The 19,693-nt window shown below is 44.6% G+C and carries 19 protein-coding genes; 6 read left to right on the forward strand and 13 right to left on the reverse strand.

Annotated features, from left to right (window positions below; genetic code table 11):
- Positions 1 to 40 precede the first annotated feature (40 nt).
- Positions 41 to 733 (forward strand): hypothetical protein, encoded by a 693-nt coding sequence (locus tag ICN46_RS04885; RefSeq protein WP_216205312.1) that lies wholly within the window; start codon positions 41 to 43, stop codon positions 731 to 733.
- A 21-nt stretch (positions 734 to 754) separates the two neighbouring features.
- Here the strand turns inward: ICN46_RS04885 and ICN46_RS04890 are convergent, their stop codons facing one another.
- The 11 genes from ICN46_RS04890 to ICN46_RS04940 all read right to left on the reverse strand — a co-directional run bounded on the left by ICN46_RS04890 (position 755) and on the right by ICN46_RS04940 (position 12,604).
- Positions 755 to 1,924 carry a cupin domain-containing protein gene (locus ICN46_RS04890; protein WP_216205315.1) on the reverse strand — a complete coding sequence of 390 codons (1,170 nt, stop codon included), beginning with the start codon at positions 1,922 to 1,924 and terminating at the stop codon, positions 755 to 757.
- A gap of 4 nt (positions 1,925 to 1,928) precedes the next feature.
- Positions 1,929 to 2,873: a Bug family tripartite tricarboxylate transporter substrate binding protein gene (locus ICN46_RS04895; protein ID WP_216205317.1), complete on the reverse strand. Its 945-nt coding sequence runs from the start codon at positions 2,871 to 2,873 to the stop codon at positions 1,929 to 1,931.
- Between the two features lie 88 nt (positions 2,874 to 2,961).
- Entirely contained in the window at positions 2,962 to 4,578 is a 1,617-nt protein-coding gene (locus ICN46_RS04900) for a class I adenylate-forming enzyme family protein (protein ID WP_255538748.1), read from the reverse strand.
- 30 nt (positions 4,579 to 4,608) lie between these two features.
- Entirely contained in the window at positions 4,609 to 5,610 is a 1,002-nt protein-coding gene (locus tag ICN46_RS04905; RefSeq protein WP_216205319.1) for a Bug family tripartite tricarboxylate transporter substrate binding protein, read from the reverse strand.
- A 55-nt stretch (positions 5,611 to 5,665) separates the two neighbouring features.
- Positions 5,666 to 6,589, reverse strand: coding sequence for an SMP-30/gluconolactonase/LRE family protein (locus tag ICN46_RS04910; RefSeq protein ID WP_216205322.1), 924 nt, complete (start codon positions 6,587 to 6,589; stop codon positions 5,666 to 5,668).
- A 14-nt stretch (positions 6,590 to 6,603) separates the two neighbouring features.
- On the reverse strand, positions 6,604 to 7,494 hold the full coding sequence (locus ICN46_RS04915; protein WP_216205325.1) for an SMP-30/gluconolactonase/LRE family protein: 891 nt from the start codon (positions 7,492 to 7,494) through the stop codon (positions 6,604 to 6,606).
- 86 nt (positions 7,495 to 7,580) lie between these two features.
- On the reverse strand, positions 7,581 to 8,732 hold the full coding sequence (locus tag ICN46_RS04920; RefSeq protein ID WP_216205328.1) for a thiolase family protein: 1,152 nt from the start codon (positions 8,730 to 8,732) through the stop codon (positions 7,581 to 7,583).
- Positions 8,733 to 8,740: 8 nt separating this feature from the next.
- Positions 8,741 to 9,115: a Zn-ribbon domain-containing OB-fold protein gene (locus ICN46_RS04925; RefSeq protein WP_370625484.1), complete on the reverse strand. Its 375-nt coding sequence runs from the start codon at positions 9,113 to 9,115 to the stop codon at positions 8,741 to 8,743.
- 33 nt (positions 9,116 to 9,148) lie between these two features.
- Positions 9,149 to 10,138, reverse strand: coding sequence for a Bug family tripartite tricarboxylate transporter substrate binding protein (locus ICN46_RS04930; protein ID WP_216205331.1), 990 nt, complete (start codon positions 10,136 to 10,138; stop codon positions 9,149 to 9,151).
- A gap of 34 nt (positions 10,139 to 10,172) precedes the next feature.
- Positions 10,173 to 11,765: a class I adenylate-forming enzyme family protein gene (locus tag ICN46_RS04935; protein ID WP_216205335.1), complete on the reverse strand. Its 1,593-nt coding sequence runs from the start codon at positions 11,763 to 11,765 to the stop codon at positions 10,173 to 10,175.
- Positions 11,766 to 11,779: 14 nt separating this feature from the next.
- A complete protein-coding gene (locus tag ICN46_RS04940; RefSeq protein WP_216205337.1) occupies positions 11,780 to 12,604 on the reverse strand; it encodes an amidohydrolase family protein in 825 nt (274 codons plus the stop codon).
- A gap of 333 nt (positions 12,605 to 12,937) precedes the next feature.
- Here ICN46_RS04940 and ICN46_RS04945 point away from each other — a divergent pair, with 333 nt between their 5' ends.
- From ICN46_RS04945 to ICN46_RS04955, 3 genes are read left to right on the forward strand one after another with little or no spacing between them, the layout of a single operon-like run.
- Complete coding sequence (locus ICN46_RS04945; protein ID WP_216205340.1) at positions 12,938 to 13,933, forward strand: tripartite tricarboxylate transporter substrate binding protein; 996 nt, start codon at positions 12,938 to 12,940, stop codon at positions 13,931 to 13,933.
- Between the two features lie 38 nt (positions 13,934 to 13,971).
- Positions 13,972 to 15,141, forward strand: a complete 1,170-nt coding sequence (locus tag ICN46_RS04950) for an alpha/beta hydrolase family protein (protein ID WP_216205342.1) — start codon at positions 13,972 to 13,974, stop codon at positions 15,139 to 15,141.
- Positions 15,142 to 15,198: 57 nt separating this feature from the next.
- Positions 15,199 to 15,834 (forward strand): NAD(P)H-dependent oxidoreductase, encoded by a 636-nt coding sequence (locus ICN46_RS04955; protein ID WP_216205345.1) that lies wholly within the window; start codon positions 15,199 to 15,201, stop codon positions 15,832 to 15,834.
- 85 nt (positions 15,835 to 15,919) lie between these two features.
- Here ICN46_RS04955 and ICN46_RS04960 read toward each other — a convergent pair whose 3' ends face one another.
- Both ICN46_RS04960 and ICN46_RS04965 read right to left on the reverse strand, forming a co-directional pair.
- Positions 15,920 to 16,618 carry a substrate-binding domain-containing protein gene (locus ICN46_RS04960; protein ID WP_255538749.1) on the reverse strand — a complete coding sequence of 233 codons (699 nt, stop codon included), beginning with the start codon at positions 16,616 to 16,618 and terminating at the stop codon, positions 15,920 to 15,922.
- Positions 16,619 to 16,657: 39 nt separating this feature from the next.
- A complete protein-coding gene (locus tag ICN46_RS04965; protein WP_216205348.1) occupies positions 16,658 to 17,617 on the reverse strand; it encodes a tripartite tricarboxylate transporter substrate binding protein in 960 nt (319 codons plus the stop codon).
- A 163-nt stretch (positions 17,618 to 17,780) separates the two neighbouring features.
- Here ICN46_RS04965 and ICN46_RS04970 point away from each other — a divergent pair, with 163 nt between their 5' ends.
- The gene (locus tag ICN46_RS04970) at positions 17,781 to 18,761 is read left to right on the forward strand and encodes a Bug family tripartite tricarboxylate transporter substrate binding protein (protein WP_216205351.1); all 981 of its coding nucleotides are present in this window, start codon (positions 17,781 to 17,783) and stop codon (positions 18,759 to 18,761) included.
- Between the two features lie 55 nt (positions 18,762 to 18,816).
- A complete protein-coding gene (locus tag ICN46_RS04975) occupies positions 18,817 to 19,683 on the forward strand; it encodes an amidohydrolase family protein (RefSeq protein WP_216205354.1) in 867 nt (288 codons plus the stop codon).
- The last annotated feature ends 10 nt before the right edge of the window (positions 19,684 to 19,693 follow it).

Raw genomic sequence — 19,693 nt, forward strand, 5'->3', positions numbered from 1 at the left:
GAGACCAATCAATATATAAAAAAATATAGCAGAGACAATCATGAAAAAATATTACGCACACTTAATCGGCCTAGCCATCAGCGCCTTAAGCCTCGGCAATTCGATGGCACAGTCGAGCACAAATGCCTGGGAGGGCGCCTATGGTCAAATTGGCCTAATTGGCTACGAGAGTTATATTCCAAAAGCATCTAGCGGTACAACTACATACCTTGGCAATACTTATAGCAATAGCTCTACCGCTAACCATGCCAATGGCCCTGCTGCCAATATCTCCGTTGGCTATAACTTTGGTATCAATAGTACCTATACATTAGGCATTGGAGCCAGCTTGTATCCAGGGCACTCGAGATCTGCCAGTTCAACAGCAAGTAGCGCTGGGACTGTTAGCTCAGGGGTTTATGACGTATCCAATGTGTTTAGTTTCAGCTTGCTACCGGGATATGTGATCGACAATGACCGCTTGATCTACGCCAAAATTGGATATGCTGGATCCAATATTCATGCCAGCTCAGCCGGACATTACCCGGAACAAGTCACCCATGTCAATGGTACGGTGTATGGCTTTGGTTACAAGCAAATTATTTCAGGCTCAATTTATGCTTTTGGCGAAGGAAATTATGCTGTTAATAGGGCAAAACCCGTCACTGTAGTCACTGATAATGGAGCTGTGGTGAATTCTACTGCTAACGCCACTGGATATGATTTTATATTTGGTATTGGTTACCGTTTTTAGTTTTAATAAGCCCCTGAATCATTAGGCAACCGCATCATGCGACGCAATCGCAATCTTGACTGGTGCATATGAGTGGTTACTCCACGCATGATTTGCACCTCTTAAAATCACCACGTCACCAGCGCCTAAAATGCGCTCTTCTGTATCCAAAATGAGGGTGACCTCGCCACTAATAATCACGCAAAAATCCACAGTCTCAGTTTTTTGCATATAAGGATGCTTAGCATTATTTCCGCCGGTGGAGGCCGCTGGTGCTTTCATATCTTGAAAGAAGTTTTCGACATCCTTGGGGGTAACCTTCCCCTGCCATGAGCGATCCGGCGGAAGCGTCACCATACGACAAAGTGACCCACCTTTAGGTGGAATCATTGGATACGGCAAATGAATGGTTTCAAAAAAGAGCTTGGCGGGAAAATCCTGAACAATCCACAATTTGCTTGATGCGTACCCAGGCCTAGCTGGATCCAAATACATCTCCGGAGAAAAGCCATCGCTCAACACCTTAGATAATCCTGGCTCGCAATCCCCCACAACAATGCGACGCGTGGGCTCCACCCCAGGAGGTAGCTGCGTTTGGGGCTTGCCGACCAATACTGGATCGCTCCCTTGAATCAAACCATCGGGACCATCCACAAATTCTGCTGCGATCATGTCAAAGACGACAATACCCTCTTCGTTTGGGCTATTCCAGCGATGCCAGCCACCCACATCTATCACAACATCTCCAGGCTGCCAGCGAATTTCACGGTCATCAAGCTCTAAAACGCGCTCCCCTTCGATCAAAATAGCGTAATCGATCGTCTGTGTTTTGTGCATAGCGCCCACAAAAGTACTGCTTCCACCTCGATCCCATCTTCTGCCGTTAGCCATGACCTTCACTGGGTGCTCTGGAACAATGGCTGGATCTTTCGTCACATCATATGACTCTGGCTTAGACCGAGATTGCACGGCGCGTAAATGACCACCAGCCGCTGAACCAGGAAAATCATAAGGGAAATTACCCGCATCTTCGCTACCACCCAATGGCAGGGGTGTTTGATCCCAAACCCACAAATCGGTATGGCCACGCACAGGCCCCGTTTCTCTCTGATGAGACTTTGGTGCTGGCCCATCAAGCAATACATAAGATAAGCCTTGCTCGTTGTTCGCCGTTACAAGACGCCTAATGAATTTAAATGTATCGAGAGTCATTTACTTAATCAATCTTTAAAGTACTACTGTTTTTACTAATCCAGTCCCAGCGCTTTAATTCAGACTGAATATATTCAGTGGTTTGCGCAGTGCTACCCCCAACAATTACTAAATCTAAACCTTTAAACTTCTCTTGTATCTCTTCACTCTTTAAGGCCTGATTCATGGCTTGATTCATTTTCTCAACCATATACTTTGGCGTTTTTGCTGGAGCAAACATCCCTTGCCAAACATCATTTTTTAACTGCGGATAACCCAACTCAGAGAGGGTCGGAATATCTGGCATTGATGCCAAACGCTTCTCGCTGGAAATAGCCAAAATACGAACTGAACCCTGCTTGACGTATTGGCTAACCCCGCCAACAGTGCCGCAAAAAATAGGCACCTCTCCACTGATCAAGGCAGTTAAAGCTGGCGCAGCACCCTTATAGGGAATATGTACCGCATCACTCTTCCAAACCCCATTGAATAAACCATCACAGGTGATTTGTGGCGGAGTGCCTGCGCCCGCAGAAGAATAGGATAAAGAGGTCTTTGCTGCCAGATTCTTTAATTCCTGCATATTTTTAGCGGCAAATTTTTCATTGACAACAATAGCCATCGGTTGCGAAGCCGCTATGATCACCGGCGAAAAATCTTTGACAGGGTCGTAACCAGATTGATTCTTTTGAAAACTATAATTCACTACATAAGCTGAAGAAGTCATCAGAAATGTATAGCCATCTTGCACAGCATTAGCAACATACTGCGTGCCAATATTGCCTGAAGCACCAGGTTTATTTTCAATAAAGACTGACTGTTTCAATATATCCGATAATTTGACTGTGAGAGCGCGCGCAATAATATCAGTGCCGCCGCCTGGAGCAAATGAAACAATGAGTCGAATGGGTCTTTTGGGGTAATCATCAGTGGGCTGAGCTAAGATGCTCTTGCCAAAAAATATACTCAAGAAAACAGTGGCCCACCAGAGCCACTGGATTGGTCTTGAGAAAACTTGCCTTGTTTTTTTGCTATTCATTATTGCCCCAAGTTACCCTTTAGCGATTCTGAAAGTCTATGGCTCTTGCACGCAAAGAAGGATCCTTTTTCAACACAAATTTTGCAATCTTGTGTGTTGGTGTGTAAGGCAACTTGTCGACAAAAATAACGAATCGAGGAATTTTGTGCGCAGCCAAACGCTCAGTACACCAAGTGCGCACATCTTCCTCAACTAAATTGGTGCCCGGCCTTGGGACTACTACCGCCATAATCTCATCTTCCCCAAGCTCAGAGTCAGTGGCAATAGTTGCAACCTCAAGTACATTAGGGTGCTGACCAATAATGCGATCTAATTCAGCCCCTGCAATATTTTCTCCACGGCGACGAATAATATCTTTCTTCCTTGCTACGAAATAGAAACATCCCTCTGGGGTTCGGTAGACCAAGTCACCCGTCAAAAACCAACCATCTCGAAACGCTGCGGCAGTTTGCTCTGGGTCATTGAAGTAACCTTTCATCATCGTAGGAATCTTCACCACCAACTCACCAGTAGTTCCATGGGGCACATCATTTCCATCATCATCAACTACTCTAGCCTCTGTCCATGTCATATCAGGATCTGGGTGCTTACCTGGATAGCCCATGGAAGCTAAAAGATGTGGGCCATCATAGGGATTACTAAATGCTCCGGGGATTTCAGTCATACCAAATCCTTCAATGACTCGCTCAACACCGAATTCATTCAAGAAGACATCCATAGTCTCTTTTGTAAATGGGGAGCCGCTCACACAACGTAGACGCACACCAGGCACAAACTCTTCCCTAGATCTTCTCGCCAATATGGATGTCACTGCCATAATGAGATTGACTTGGGTAGTACCCGTTTTGGCTACCGTCTCCCAAAATTTGGATGCGCTAAATTTACCCACGATCACTAAACAGCAACCAGCTGCAACCGTACCTAAGATAGAGTAAAACAAAGCATTGACATGGAACATCGGAAGTACACACATACAGCGATCGTCCGGCTGCAACTCTACACGCGCAACCTGTCTCTCAGCACAGAGCACTAAATTACGTTGACTATGCATGACGCCTTTTGGAAATCCTGTGGTTCCTGATGAATACACTAATACACAAATATCATCAGCAAACACGTCTTCTGGTAATGCCACCGCTTTAGGGTCGGCAATGCTTTGCATCAGATCGGGCACCTGCACAATCTCACCGTCCATTGAACAGAACCAAGGCTGCACATCAAAACCTTGGGTAGCCTCTTTGGCAATAGGATAAGTTTGAGCCGAACAAAAGATGCCCAAAGCGCCTGAATGATTGAGGATATATTTTGCCTCCTCCACTCCAAATTCCGGATTTACCGGAACCATAATTGCTCCGATTCGAGCCAAGGCGAACAGCAATAAAACATGTGCATCATGGTTATGAGCCATGATTGCAATTCTGTCGCCCTTTTTAACACCCCTGGCAAGCAACATCTGCGCCGTCTTATCCCTGGCGGCAGCAAACTCACCCCAGGTAATCGTTTTTTCATTAAAAATGATAAAGGGTCGACTGGGATCAAGGTCTAAGCGACTCTTTAACAGGGACGTTAATGTGAAATGATGATTGGGATAGAGGCCAATGACTTCCAATGGGCTCATATGCTTCTTTTGATTCATATACAAAAATCCTTAGTAGTTAAAAATCACTTATTCAGCTTTAATACCAAATTCACGAATGAGTTTTGGCCAACGCATTGTTTCGCTTTTGACAAAATTGGCGAACTGCGTTGGATTCGAGCCAACTATTGTTAAACCGACAGTACTAAATTTCTCAGCCACCGCAGGATCACTTAATACCTTCTGAATATCTTCCGAAAGCATCTTCACAATAGCGGGGGGTGTATTTTTGGGTCCAAATAAGCCGAACCAAACCTCAACATCAGAGTCTTGCAGTCCTAGCTCCTTGGATGTAGGGACATCAGGTAAGCCAGGATAGCGCTGGGTACCATTAACCATCAATGGAGTTAATTTTCCAGATCGAATAAATTCGAGAACGACCGGCGTAGAAGCAAAAGAGGTGTCAATTTCGCCTGCTGCTTGCGCTACTATTCCCTGAGAAGATCCCCGATAGGTAATATGCGTCATCTGCATTCCCGTAACGCGCATCAACATCTGCATCTTCAAGGCCGACCCTGTGCCATTGCCTGAAGATCCATAGTTCAGGCTCATTGGCTTACTTTTTGCAGCATCTACTAGCTGCTGGACTGTTTTAATGCCTGTGTTCGGATGAACTACCAAGACAGTCTGTGAATAAGCTACATAACTAATGGGTGTGAAATCATTGACTGGGTCATAAGGCACTTTTTTATATAAGGCTAAGTTTGTTACGTGATTTGGGCCGTTAAACAAAAGGGTATAACCATCAGCCGGGCTTCTTGCGACCCCCTCGGCAGCGGCCATACCGCCCCCACCTGCTTTATTTTCAATCACAAATCCTTGCTTATATTTATCGGATAAGCCTTGCGTCACCAATCGAATCATAATATCGCCCACTGCACCTGGCGGATATGGCACCACAATTTTTATGGGATGTGTGGGGTAATTTTGTGCAAAAGCGTTTGATGTAAAGCTTGTCAATAGGACAGTCAACATCAAGCCAACTACTAGATCAGCACGAAAAAATACATTCGATAGTGTTAATTGCTTCATACCAAATTCAATCTCTCGATAAATTCAATTCAAATAAGCAAGTGGATTAAAAACTTTACTTTGAGACTTTTGTATACGGGATATATCCTTTATATTCCGTGCCCTGAACTCTATATAAACTGCCGTTAGAAGTCGCTACATAGAGCGTTTTGTGGTCCGAATCCCCAAAAGCACAGTTAGTCGGCATATCCACGGGAAATGGGTATGCACCAAGGATGACTCCTTGTGGTGAGAACACGTAAATCATGGGGCCAGGACCGCTCTCCTTTGAGCCGGCACAGGCAAATATATTGCCAGATTCATCAACACACATGCCGCTAATGCCCTGATGCACCCCATAACTATCCTTGCCAAATGTATGCAAGACACGATACAAGCCCAACTTACCATTCTCTAAAATAGGGTAAGCGCGCAGTTCCCGCACGCCGTCATGCTCTAGATTATTTTCAGAAACATAGAGCGTCTTTCCATCTACCGATAAGGCTAAACCTGTTGGGTTAACGGTATCAATAGTCATCCTATCAATATGCCAATGAGCTCGCGGCCTTGACTCACGTGTTAACTTTAAGATTGACTGATGATGCAAGTAAGGGAATATCTGCGGACCGGATGCTTTTACTGGATGATGAATGTCACTAAACCAGATGCTGCCCTTATGATCTACAGTCAACAAATGCGGATGATTATGATTTTCTCCATGAATTTGTGTTGCAGTAATCGTGGCAGAACCGTCTTCTAACATCCTGATAACTCGCCGGGATCCTTCTTGGCATCCATACAAAGCGCCATCATTACCAAAGGCAATGCCGTTGACCCGATTAAGATGTCGGCGAACTACTTCCGTCTTCTTTGTATTAGGGTCAAAGGCAAGCAAAGTTCCGTCATTGATGTCGGTGACCAACATCCTTTGACCATCCCAGGCTAATCCGCCCAGGGGTCTATTTGCATCGCCATAAACTTTTTCAAAATTCCAAGTCATCTTTTTCCCCTTGTTTACCAAACAGCAATACCGGCAACACCAAGCCGCACTTTGAATACTGAGTCATAGGTAGTGACATAAAGCCCCTTCCAATCTTCATCTCCAAAGCATAAATTGGTGGAATGTCCTGGAATCTTGATTCGTCCGAGCAACTCTCCACCAGGGGAAACTACATGAATACCAGCAGGGCCTGTGCAATACACATTACCCTCGACATCTACTTTCATACCATCGGCTACACCAGGCTCACGACCAATCAAACGATAAAACAAACGTCCATTCTGAATGCTGCCATCAGCGTTCACATCAAACACATTAATTAAATCGTCTCGTGAATCATTGATATATAGCAATGATTCATCTGCATTAAATGCCAAGCCGTTAGGGTAGGTAAAATCTTTTGTCACCAGGGTAGTTTTGCCATCTGGAGCGATTCGATATACACCGTTGTAATCTATGTAGCGCTGGATATCATCGCCATGCATTTCAACGTTATATAAGCCGCCAGTAGGATCAGTAAAATAAATAGAGCCATCTGATTTAACGATAATATCGTTTGGGCTATTGAGTGTTTTGCCCTCAAATTCTGAGCATAATGTCGTTACCGAACCATCATGCTCTAAACGCCACACTCGACGCCAAGACCAGCCAGCAACTATTAAACGCCCCTCTTGATCAAATGTCATGCCATCCGCTTTGTAGCTTGGGTTCATGACAACTGACTTACCAACGCCTTCTTTCCACTTCCAAATACTGTCGCCAACGATATTGACCCAGAAAAGCTCTTGCGTTCTTTTATTCCAAACAGGTCCTTCACCAAACCGTACACCGTCTGCAATCAGCCTTAGGGAGGACTCCTTAGGAACGATCCTGTCGAAACCAGGCACGGCCATATCTACTTCCATTTTTGTCTCCTTCTTTATCTTGCGTCTTAATAGTGAGCACTTCTTATTATTTAATTTGATGAAGCGCTCACTTGATATCAACTACCTCAGTCTGGGCTTGCTCCTAGAATCACAGTTGCTTGGCTAGATAAGACACCACCATTACCGTGTGCTAAGGCATGTTCACAATTAGAAACTTGTCTATCGCCACACTCACCACGAATTTGTCGTGCTGCCTCGATTAGTAAAAATAGGCCGTACATTCCAGGGTGGCAATACGATAAACCACCTCCATTGGTATTAACCGCAAATTTACCGCCCGGTGCAATCGCACCATTTTCGATAAAGTGACCGCCCTCGCCTTTTGGACAAAAACCAAGATCCTCTAAAAATAAAATGGTATTGATCGTAAAGGCGTCATATAGCATGGCGACATCCATGTCGCTTGGTTTTAAACCAGCCATTTTGTATGCCTGGGGACCAGAACGGCTAGCAGCCGTAACGGTTAAATCTGGCATGCTGGAAATATTTGCATGCGATAAAGCTTCACCAACACCTAATACATATGCAGGCTTTTTCTTGAGCTCTTTAGCACGCTTAGCACTCGTGAGAATAATTGCTCCGCCACCATCAGTGACTAAACAACAATCTCGTACGGTGAGTGGATAGGAGGCCATCCTCGAACTGAGAACCTCTTCCACTGTTAAAGGCTTCTTTTCCCAGGCGACAGGATTAAGCAAAGCCCATTGTCTTGCAGCAACAGCCACTTGAGCTAATTGCTCCCGGGTTGTGCCGTATTGATGCATATGCCTAGCCGCAGCCATTGCGTAAGCTGTAGGTGGAATAAATGGATCGTATGGAGTTTCATAAGCATTAAATTCACGTGGGCTAGCCAAGGCGCGACTCACTGATTTTTGTGTACTACCGTAAGTGATTAAAGCCACCTCGCATAAGCCATGCTCAATTGCGAGCATTGCATGCCCAACATGCGACATAAAGGAGGAGCCACCAATCTGGGTATTGTCTTGGTACTTTGGATCAATCCCTAAATACTCCTTGAGAGCTAAGCTCGACATCCTCATTTGAGTAGTTGCAGTAAATATACCGTCAATATCTGAAAGCTTTAATCCGCAATCATCTAAAGCCCGCATGGTTGCTTGCGCCATTAGATCAACCACCTGAGTACCAGGCGCGCATAAGCCCAAATCCGACTCCGCCACCCCAACTATCGCAACACTTCCTCGTTTAAGACCGTGCATATAAATTCCTAGACCTGATTAAAAATTGCTAAAGGATTACCATCTTTATCTTTGGCTGCGACAAACTTCACGCGCATACCAATCTTCACAGCTTCAGGAGCAATCCCCTCCACGCGACTCATCATTCGAAAGCCTTCATCAAGATTAATTAAGGCAACGTTGTATGGCTGAACATCTTTTTTATAAATGACTGTTGTGGAGTACACCTCGCCTAAACCCTTTGAGATCTTCCAAGTCAAAGCTTCCCCTGTGCCAGGAGCGCAAACCCTGGGATAGAAAACGGCTTTGCCACTAGCAGATTCTTGGTACGCCAGTTTTCCCTCTGTTAAATATTTTTGATACTCCCCAAAAGGGGATGTTGTCACTAAACTAATTGCAGCCACGGCCTGCCTCCTCACATCGTTCTTGATAAATACTTACTCTTGTGTAATTCCTGTTTCTTTCACAATCTTGCCCCACTTAGTCACTTCACCCTGAATATATTGAGCAAACTCATCACTAGTATTGGGGTTCCAATCAAAGCCAATTTTAGATATTTGCTCAAGCACAACCGGTTGCTTAATGATCTTAGAGATCGCTTGATTGAGCTTCACCACAATATCTTTAGGTGTTTTAGCTGGCGCAAAGAAAGCAATCCAGGTGTCATCAACAACGCCAGGATAACCAGACTCAATAATCGTTGGGACATTGGGAACAAATCTGGAGCGAACCGCGCTAGAAATCGCAATAGGCCTAATTTTTCCGCTATTAAGCCAATCAATCAGCCCTGGAGTTGCAAATGCAGCAGAACCTACAGGCACCTGCCCGCCGATGACCGCATTCAAAGCAGGTCCGGCACCCGCAAAAGGTATGTGGGTGATGTTAACCGAGGCCATTTTATTAAGATTCTCAGAAGTCAAGAAAGGCACGGTCCCAATACCAGCGGTGGCATAAGACAAATCTTTTGTCTTGGCTAAGGTAAGAAGCTCTTTTAAATTATTGGCTTTAACATCTGGGTGAACAAAAATAATTGTAGGGCTATATCCAGCATTAATAATTGGGGTAAATTGCTTTATCGGATCATAGCCAGCATTTTTGAATAGACTTGGATTAATTGCGAATGCCGTACTAGTTACCAAGATGGTGTAGCCATCTGGTTCCGCGGTGGCCACAAAATGGGCTCCAATGTTGCCGCCGCCACCCGCTTTATTTTCCACAATGACTGGTTGCCCGAGATCTTCAGAAAGATATTTGCCAATAATTCGCGCAATGACATCCGTGCCGCCACCTGGCGCAAAAGACACAATCAACTTAATTGGCTTGGTTGGATAATCAGCAGCGAAGGTTGGTCCTGATAAATAGGTACCAGCAAGCAAAACCGCGATTTGCAAGACAGGCAGAATAGACCGTTGTACACACTTAAACATTGGCGCCTCCAGATAACTATATTTATTAGGACTTCTAAGCCTCAGTATCAATTGCTTGTTGCATTAAATTTGGATCAGACTTCAATACATTTTTAGCTACTTTGTAAGTGGGTGTATGAGGCAGATCATCGACAAAAAGAACATATCTTGGGATCTTGATCTTTGCTAAACGTTCAGCGCACCATGAAACCACCTCAGCAGCATCCAATTTGGCGTTGGGATGGGTCACAATAGCAACCAAAATTTCTTCGCCACCCAACTCGGAAGGCACTCCAACAGCAGCCACCTCTTTAACAGAGGGGTGTGATGCCACAGCTTTATCAATTTCTGCGCCAGCAATATTCTCACCACGGCGACGGATCAAGTCTTTTTTACGACTGACAAAGTAAAAGTATCCATCTGAATCGCGTCTCATCAGATCGCCAGTTTTATACCATTCACCCTCAAAAGCCGCTTCTGTTTGCTCAGGATTCTTATAGTAACCTTGCATCACTATTGGGTGCTTAACCCATAACTCACCAACTTCGTCAGTGGCTACATCAACACCATCGTCATCCACTAGGCGGCATTGTGCCCATGGTTTATTAGGATCTGGATGGCGACCAACCGGGCCCAGACTGCCAAATTTTCTTTCGCCATCATAGGGGTTGCAAATAATTCCAGGAATCTCAGTCATGCCAATTCCGTTAATTAAATCGCTTACCTTAAATGTCTCTTGGAAAAAAGCCTCTTCTTCAGGACGTAGTCCATAGATAATCCGAATTTGATGGTTAGGGTTAAATTCTGAACGCGGTCTCGATTTCAGAATTAGTCCAACAGTGTCAATAAAATTGACCTGCGTTGCCCTTGTCTCGGCGGCAGTGTCCCAGAAGGTACTCGCTGAGAATCTCTCAACAATAATAATCGTAGCCCCAGCTGCAATCGTTCCTGCTAGCGAGTAAAACAAAGCATTGATATGGAATAAGGGTAGCACTGTTAACACTCTCTCATCAGTCTGCAACCAAAGCCTTGAAATATTGGCCTCGCCTGAGGTGATGAAATTTCGTTGACTATGCATCGCACCTTTGGGAAAGCCGGTGGTACCAGATGTAAAAATAATGAGGCAAGTAGCATCCGCTGAAGATGGTGGCGGCAGAGGATCAGTGAAAGTTTGCTGGAGAATTTCTAAAAGATCTACTGCATCACTCTCACTCCCAGCAAAGGACATATACCATGGCGCAGGATCAATCCCCTGACAAGCTTCACGCACAACCGGCAAGAGATTCAAATCGCAACATACCGCACTAACTCCTGCATGACTAAAAATATAGGCTGCATCTTCGGCTCTGAGCTCTGGATTTGCTGGGACCATAATCGCCCCAATTCTGGCGCAGGCAAATAAAACGAGCAAATGCCCAATATTATTTTTGGCTATGAGCCCAACACGGTCTCCTGGTTTGATGCCCCTGGAAACCAAATACTGAGCGCAAGTTAAATAATCTTTCTTAAATTGGGCATAGGACCAAGATTGACCCTTAAAGACTGCAAATTCTTTATTCGGGTCTATCGAGCGACTATCGAAAAGATCCGCTAAAGAATAATCATGCGGCCTGTACGACTGTATAACTTCTAATGGATTGAGCATCATTATTAATTACGTCTTTATGCCTTGAAGCCAAAAAATTTGGAAGGGTTATCCCAGAGTACTTTTCTTTGATCCTTTGGATCGGGCAACCAGCGCTCTAGGCAAGTCAATGGCGGGCCGTAATCTACACGACGATCCATCAAGACAAATGGCCAATCCGATCCCCATACGCAATTATCAATCGTAAAAGAATCTACTACGGCCGCAACAAAAGGATCCACATCAAGATAGGGATACGCCTGATTAGAGGATCTAAATGGTCCAGATAACTTCACTACGGTGTTACCTTCGCGACCGAATTCTAATAACTTTTGAAATCCTGGATTATTGACTCCAGCGGGAATATCAGGTCGGCAAAAATGATCGATCATCATTCTTACTCCAGCTTTTCTCAAGAGATCTTCAGCATCAACCAGATTGTCCTTTTCGCAGTGAATCTGTAAAAACCAACCCATCTCCTTAATCATGGCAAGCATGCGTTCAGCCCCAGGCTCAAGTAACTCTTTATTTCCATAAAACATCAAATTGATACGCATACCGACAACCCCAGCATCATTAAGCGCAGTCAATTCTTTTTCAGTTACGTTTGGCGAGACCAGCGCGATTCCCTTGAAGTGCCCATTTGAATTTTTAATGGCGTCAAGCATGCAGCTATTATCAAAACCATATGGCAGAGCGCCGGTCAATAGCCCATGTGAGAAACCGTGGGCATGCAATACATCCATAAACTCGGTAGGTGAGCCCTGCTGATTTTCATCTGGAATATAGTGCGCATCAGTAGCAAAGCTGAATTTTTTATTAAATACGTGGGCGTGCGAATCGACTGCTGGCGATGTAACCATTGTGATATCTCCATATTTTTTTATTTGTAACGCTAACTATATTACAAATAAGTGTGTATTTCTAACAAAATAAGCTCAAATTTGCAGCGTAACTAGTGCGTATAAGTTGTTTATTTTTGAATCACTGAATAGTCAATAATGAACATGCTGCTTCGCAATAGAATTACAAGCAAAAAATTTTAGTGTTTATAACTTTTCAATCTAGAGAGGTTCTTTTTGTTATAGAAAAAACCTTGCTCTATTAAGACCCCTGTCGGATTAAAGATTTGGTAGACTGATTTTCTAGGTTAAGCAAACCCCTGCACCGACGCCATCAAGGAAAGACACTTGCATATGATTTCTTGGAATTCTTTTTCTCGCGCTTTGCTAATAGCTCTTGTCCTGACAAGCTCATCTTTGGCTTTTTCACAAAACACCCCTCCAGAGAAGTGGCCTGCTCGGCCAATTAAAATGATTATTCCTTTTTCCGCCGGAGGGCCTTTAGATTCTCTAGCAAGAAAGTTTGGACAAAAACTAACCGACATCTTGGGCACACCGGTTATTGTTGAGAACCGCGCAGGAGCGAATGGGATTATTGGCGCCGATTTAGTAGCAAAATCAGCGCCCGATGGTTATACGATGTTGTTCATGACAGGGTCTTTTACAGCTAATCCGGCCTTATATAAAAAACTACCGTTTGATCCCATAAAAGATTTTTCACCGATAACGCAGCTCGGTAGAACTTACGGCTTGGTATTGGTATTGAATGATGCAGTACCAGCCAAATCACTCAAAGACTTAATAGCCCTAGCTAAGTCCAGACCCGGGCAGCTCAATTACTCATCCGGGGGTGAGGGCAACCTAACGCACCTTGCTGGCGAACTATTTAATCACTCGGCTAATATTCAAATTACCCATGTCCCATATAAGGGGAGTGGCCCAGCCCTCACGGATGTTTTAGCAGGTCAAGTTGATATGACGTTTGTATCTACAGTCGGCTCCATTCAGGTGATGAAGGAGAAAAGAATTTTGCCCATCGCGATTACGAGCAGCATCCGCTCTCCCGCCCTACCAGATCTAGCAACATTTACTGAGTTTGGTTACAAGGAGATGGAAAAAATTTTTGGGTGGTACGGCTTATGGTACCCAGCGGGAACGCCCACAGATCGTGTAGACCGAGTCCAACAAGCGGTTCAACAGATTTTAAAAATGCCAGATATTAAGGCTCATTTTGATGAGATTGGATTGATGCCGGTTGGGTCATCTCCAAAAGATTTTTCTCAATTTATTCGAGAAGATATAGCTTACCAAGATAGCCTTTTTAAGATCGCCAAAGTTGCTAAGCAGTAATCGAAATACATCACATCCATTTTTAATAGGGGACACAAATGTTTGAATATTTTCCGAATAATTACACCTGGAGTTTAGCGGTGATGTCAGCCTTAAACCGCGGCGGTCAGATTGCCGAGGTTGATGAAGCTTGTCGCTCTCTCAAAGAGTATGCGGGCATTAAAGCCTTAGGTGGTGATGTCACGGCTCAAAATGCTTGGTTTGAGAGTTGGGTCAAAATGGCTGAACGGGTTGAACGTTTAGCCCAAGTAGATGAAGCTGCGGGAAACTTATTATCGGCTGGGCGTAAGTATTTGAGAGTGGGACTCTATTTTCAATTGGCCGAGAGAATGCCTAGCCATAAAGACCCAAGACGACTAGTGGCTTACAAAAAAGGAATTGCCGCCTATGAAAAGGGGCTGCGGTTTCGTAAAGAGCCTATTGAGTATGTTCAAGTTCCATATGAAGGCACCTACCTTCCGGCTATCTTTATGAAGGCTCCAGGATCAGAAAAAACACCTTGTATGGTGCACTTTAATGGTCTTGACTTAACCAAAGAGATCGTCTATTCCGCGATCGCCGATGAATTGAAACGACGCGGCATTTCTGCTTTGATTGTTGATCACCCTGGGATTGGGGCCGCCTTGCGTCTTCAGAATTTACCCAGCGGACCCGATACTGAACGATCTGCTTCTGCGTGTGTAGATTATTTAGAGACCAGAGCGGATGTAGATCCCAACAGAATTGGAATCATGGCCTTGAGTCTTGGCGGCTACTACGCGCCGCGGGCTGCCGCATTTGAACCCCGCTTTAAATGTTGTGTAGCCTGGGGGGCCATCTTTGATTATGGTCATGCAGTGCAAGGAAGGCTCAATGGACAAGGCGAGCCTTCGGTTCCAGGTTATGCCGAACACGTTAATTGGGTATTTGGTCAAGACACTTTTGAAAAAACAATGCAGGTTGTGAGACAGATGACTCTGGAGCCTATTGCACATCAAATTAAGTGTTCATTGCTGGTGGTGCATGGTGAGAATGATCGTCAAATTCCTTTATGGCATGCGGAAAAAACCATTGCCGCAGCAGTCAATAGCCCCGATAAAGAATTGAAGGTATTTTCGCTATTTGATGGCGGTGCTGAGCACTGCGGTGCTGATAACAGTACGATGGTTGTGGACTATATGACGGATTGGATTAGTAGACGCTTGGGCGGCTCTGTTGAGGGAATCTAACTCAAAGAGTTCTAATAGCAGCGATAGCAAGAAAAATAATTATTTAAAGGAAAATTAATGAGTCTCGTAGATAAATTACAGTGGCGCTATGCCGCAAAAAAGATGGACCCTAGTAAAGTAGTTTCCCAAGAAAAGGTTGATAAAATTTTAGAGGCAGTGAGGCTAACAGCAAGCTCAAGCGGACTGCAGCCTTATGAGTTATTGGTAATCACCAATAAAGAGCTTCGTGAAAAAATCAAGCCTGTTGCTAACAACCAATCTCAAGTCACAGACTGCTCACACTTACTCGTATTTGCCGCTTGGGATGATTACACTGCTGATCGCATCAATGAGGTATTTGACTTAACCAACGAGATTCGCAATGTGACGCTTAAGGATCGCGAAGTTTATCGTCAAAAGCTGATTGCAGGTTATCCACCTAGAGGCCCTGAAATTAATTTCATTCATACCGCCAAACAGGCCTACATTGCGCTAGGTACTGCTTTAATAGCGGCAGCTGAAGAAGATGTGGACTGCACGCCGATGGAAGGCTTTGACCCGAGCGCCGTTGATGAGATTCTGAATCTCAAAGAAAAACATTTGCGCAGCGTATTGCTTCTCCCGCTGGGCTACAGAAAAGCTGATGAAGATTGGTTAGTGAACCTTAAAAAGGTGAGATGGCCCAAAGATCGCTTTATCACCTGGATCAAGTAAGAGCCTTCGTTTCATTTGCCCTAACTAACGATAGCGTTAAAAATACCAACCCATGGGTTGGTATTTTTTTAGAGAATCAATTCACTTAGCTCAGCTCAAATCCAATCTCTTGACGTAATGTTGCTGCACCAGTGCCTGTAAGCAGATGAGCAAAATCGACTGCTAGTTGGCGACTCTGGCTTGCGGTACAGATGCCAAGGCAATAATCTGTAGCAAGCTCAAACTCCTTAGGTAGCATACCAATCAGCTGCACCCCAGGAGTAATATTTATTTCAGTTACCTGCGTACTACCAATCAAACCAGCTGTAGAAGACGCTGCCATAGCTGCCATTGCAGTGGCTCCATTAGGGAAAATGTGCAGCGCATTCTGTTTGCTCTTCTCAAGCCCCAACTGTTTGAGCACGTTATATACATGAATACCTGCCGTTGCTTTTTCAGGATCTGGAAAGTAGATTCCAGCAGCATCATTAAATGCTTTCAACAACTGCTCTCGATTAGCAATTGCAGGAATTGGATCGCCGGTCTTAATAGCAACACCAGTGCGAACTATACCTAATGAGGCAAGTGAGCCCTCTACAACATGACCGCTTTGGATTAAGCCCTCAATCATTGATCGTGTCAATATCACTAGGTCGCATGGCTCACCAGCCAAAAGGAGATCACGCATTGCACCGACCGCACTAAAATTTGCTTGTATCTCACAAGAATATTTTTCTTCAAATTGTGCTTGCAGGCCCTTCACAACACCAGCTGCGGCACCCCCACTTAAAATTGACAATTTCATGCTACACCTTTGATATGAGTTTTGAAAAAATGAATATTATTATTGGGCTTTAATTCCGGCAGACTTAACAATGCTTGCCCACTTTTGGATATCGGCATTCAAGTAATTGGTGAATGCCGCAGGTCCCATACTCAATGGTGTTGCCCCCTGCTTGGCCCATAAGTCCACGACTTCTTGACTCCGTTGAATTTTGTTCACTGCCTTATTGAGCATGTCCACTATTTCCTTAGGAGTGCCAGCAGGCGCCATCAACCCCAACCAAATAGTAGTTTCAAATTTTGGGACGCCCGCTTCAGCAATGGTGGGCACACCCGGCAAGATCGGTGAACGCGTTAAGCCAGTCGTTCCCATGGCCTTAACTTGATTTGATTTGACATATTCCGACATGGTTGTGACGGCATCAAACATCATATTTACCTGACCACCCAGAACATCGGTTCGCGCGCCTGAACTGCCTTTGTATGGGACGTGCAAAATTTTAACTCCAGCCATGGAGTTAAAAAGTTCACCGGCAAAATGGTACGGCGTGCCAGTACCAGAGGATGCAAAAGTTAATACGTTTGGATTGGCTTTGGCAAATTGGATCAACTCCCCTAAATTCTTAAACTGCAGGGATGCATTGGTCACCAATACCAAATCTGAATAATTGATGGGCGCTATGGCAACAAAGTCCTTCATTAAATTAAAAGGCTTGTTTTCCACCAAAGATTCATTCACAGTCTGTGCATTGGACATCATTAGCAAGGTGTAGCCATCAGGAGCAGATTTTGCAACAAAATCAGTTCCAATAATGGAGCCTGCACCAGGCTTATCATCCACAATAAACGGGGTCTTAAGTTCATCTTGCAAGCGAAGCGCAATGAAGCGAGCGTAATTATCTGCTGGACCACCAGCTGCAAATGGCACAATAATTTTTACTGGCTTATTTGGATATGTTTGAGCTAAACATGGCAATCCCATGCTGAATAGAAATAATATTGCCAATTTAATTAACTTCATTTATGTCTCCAGTTTGAATCGAACTCTTATGTACGGTTTTGATTGGTTGAGCATCATGACGAATGTATCACGATAGTTTGCGTTTGACCTGCGCTCACTATATATAGATTTATTTCATATTAATGTAAGATCGTCACACCACCCAGCATAAGTTCAAACCAAAATGATCAAGCCAATTTCTCGCACCCTTTTCTTATCGGCGCTGCTCTTTGTTCAACATTGCAATGCACAAAACTCGACTCAGGCCTATCCCAATAGACTAGTCTCAGTTGTAGTGGCTTATGCGCCAGGAGGTTTAGGCGATGTATTAGCCAGAAGGCTCGCAGAAAAGCTTAGTACCCGCACCAAGCAATCATTTGTAGTCGAAAATAAACCAGGGGCCACTGGGGCATTGGGCACCCGTTTTGTAGCGAAATCTAAGCCAGATGGCTACACCTTACTGCTCGGCCAAACCGGGGAGATGGTTATCAACCCGCTAGTGAATAAAGATGTGGGCTATGAAACCAGCAAAGACTTTAGACCGATTGCAGTCATTGGCGAAGCTCCTCTCATCCTCGTATCGCCTGGAAACTCAAGCTATCGCACTCTGCCAGAATTTATTAAGCTAGCCAAGTCTAAGCCAGGGGTCTTCACTTATGCATCTTCCGGAAGCGGTACTCCAGGCCACCTTGCGGCAGTCTCCCTAGTCCAAGATATGAACATTGATATGGCACATGTGCCTTACAAAGGGGCAGGCCAAGCAATGACCGACTTACTCGGCGGTCACGTCGATATCTTTTTCTCTAGTGCCCCAGCGGTTTTACCGCAGATTGAAAGCAAAAATCTTCGGGCGCTCGCAGTTTCCTCCGAGACAAGAATGCCCGTCCTGCCTGATGTCCATACGGTATCTGAAGATGCTATCAAAGGCTTCAACTACACCCTTTGGGGAGGCATCTTTGCGCCAACAGGAACCCCCGATGCAATCACCAACTATCTCAGCGCTGAAATTAATGCCATTTTGAAAGACCCTTCTTTTACCGGGCAACTAGAGAAAGAAGGTATTTTGATTAAGTCAAACTCACAAGCTGAATTTGTTGAGTTTATGAGACGTGAGTCGGTTAAATATAGCAAGCTACTAAAAACGATTGAAATTAAGAGTGAGTAATTTTTGCGCGACAAGCCCATAAAGACTGGACTGACTCTGGCCATTGGATTCTGAATTGAAGCTCAAGTTAGATATTCCCATTGGGGCCTGTGACTGCCATGTTCATGCGATTGGTCCATACACCCAATATCCCATGACTGCAGACAGGGTCTATACGCCACCAGAGTGTGGTCTAGCAGAACTTAGACAACATCTGCAATATCTTCATTTGTCTAGAGTGGTGTTGATTCAACCAAGCTTTTATGGATCTGATAATACTTTCCAACTACTCTGCGCCAAAGAAATGGGTGACTCAGCACGGGTGGTGATTGTGATTGATCAAAATACCTCCGATCAGGACCTTGCCAATATGGTCTCGATGGGTGCTCGCGGCATACGGATTAACCTTTCTACATCAGGCATCTTTGATGCCCAAGTTGCGCGCAAGCAATTAACCGAAGTAGCACAGAGGATTAAAGACTTTGATCTGCATATTCAAATGTATGCATCGGCTAAGTTGCTTGCCGATATTGCAGATACGATCACTACACTGCCAGTTCCTGTTGTTTTAGATCACTTTGCATCTATCAGAGCAGATGGATTTAAAGTGCAGACTGAATTACCAGTGATTCTTGATTTAGTAAAAACAGGTCAGGTCTATATCAAGCTATCTGGCATCTACCGCATATCGAGCGCAAGCCCGGATTATCAAGAAGTAAAAGACTTAGCTCAGCTGTATGCAGAAACCAATCCGGATCGCATACTTTGGGCAAGCGACTGGCCCCATACCAATACCTTGCCCGGCATTCCAGCAACCCAAGTCACGCCGTACAGGATCGTAGACGATGCCAGAATCTTGGATCTACTACCAGAATGGATCCCAAACCAACAGAATCTAATCAAAGCATTAGTCAGTAATCCTGAGCGCCTATATCGTTTCTAAATACAGATAA

The sequence above is a fragment of the Polynucleobacter sp. Latsch14-2 genome (genome assembly GCF_018881925.1).
In the GTDB taxonomy this organism is placed as follows: Bacteria; Pseudomonadota; Gammaproteobacteria; order Burkholderiales; family Burkholderiaceae; genus Polynucleobacter.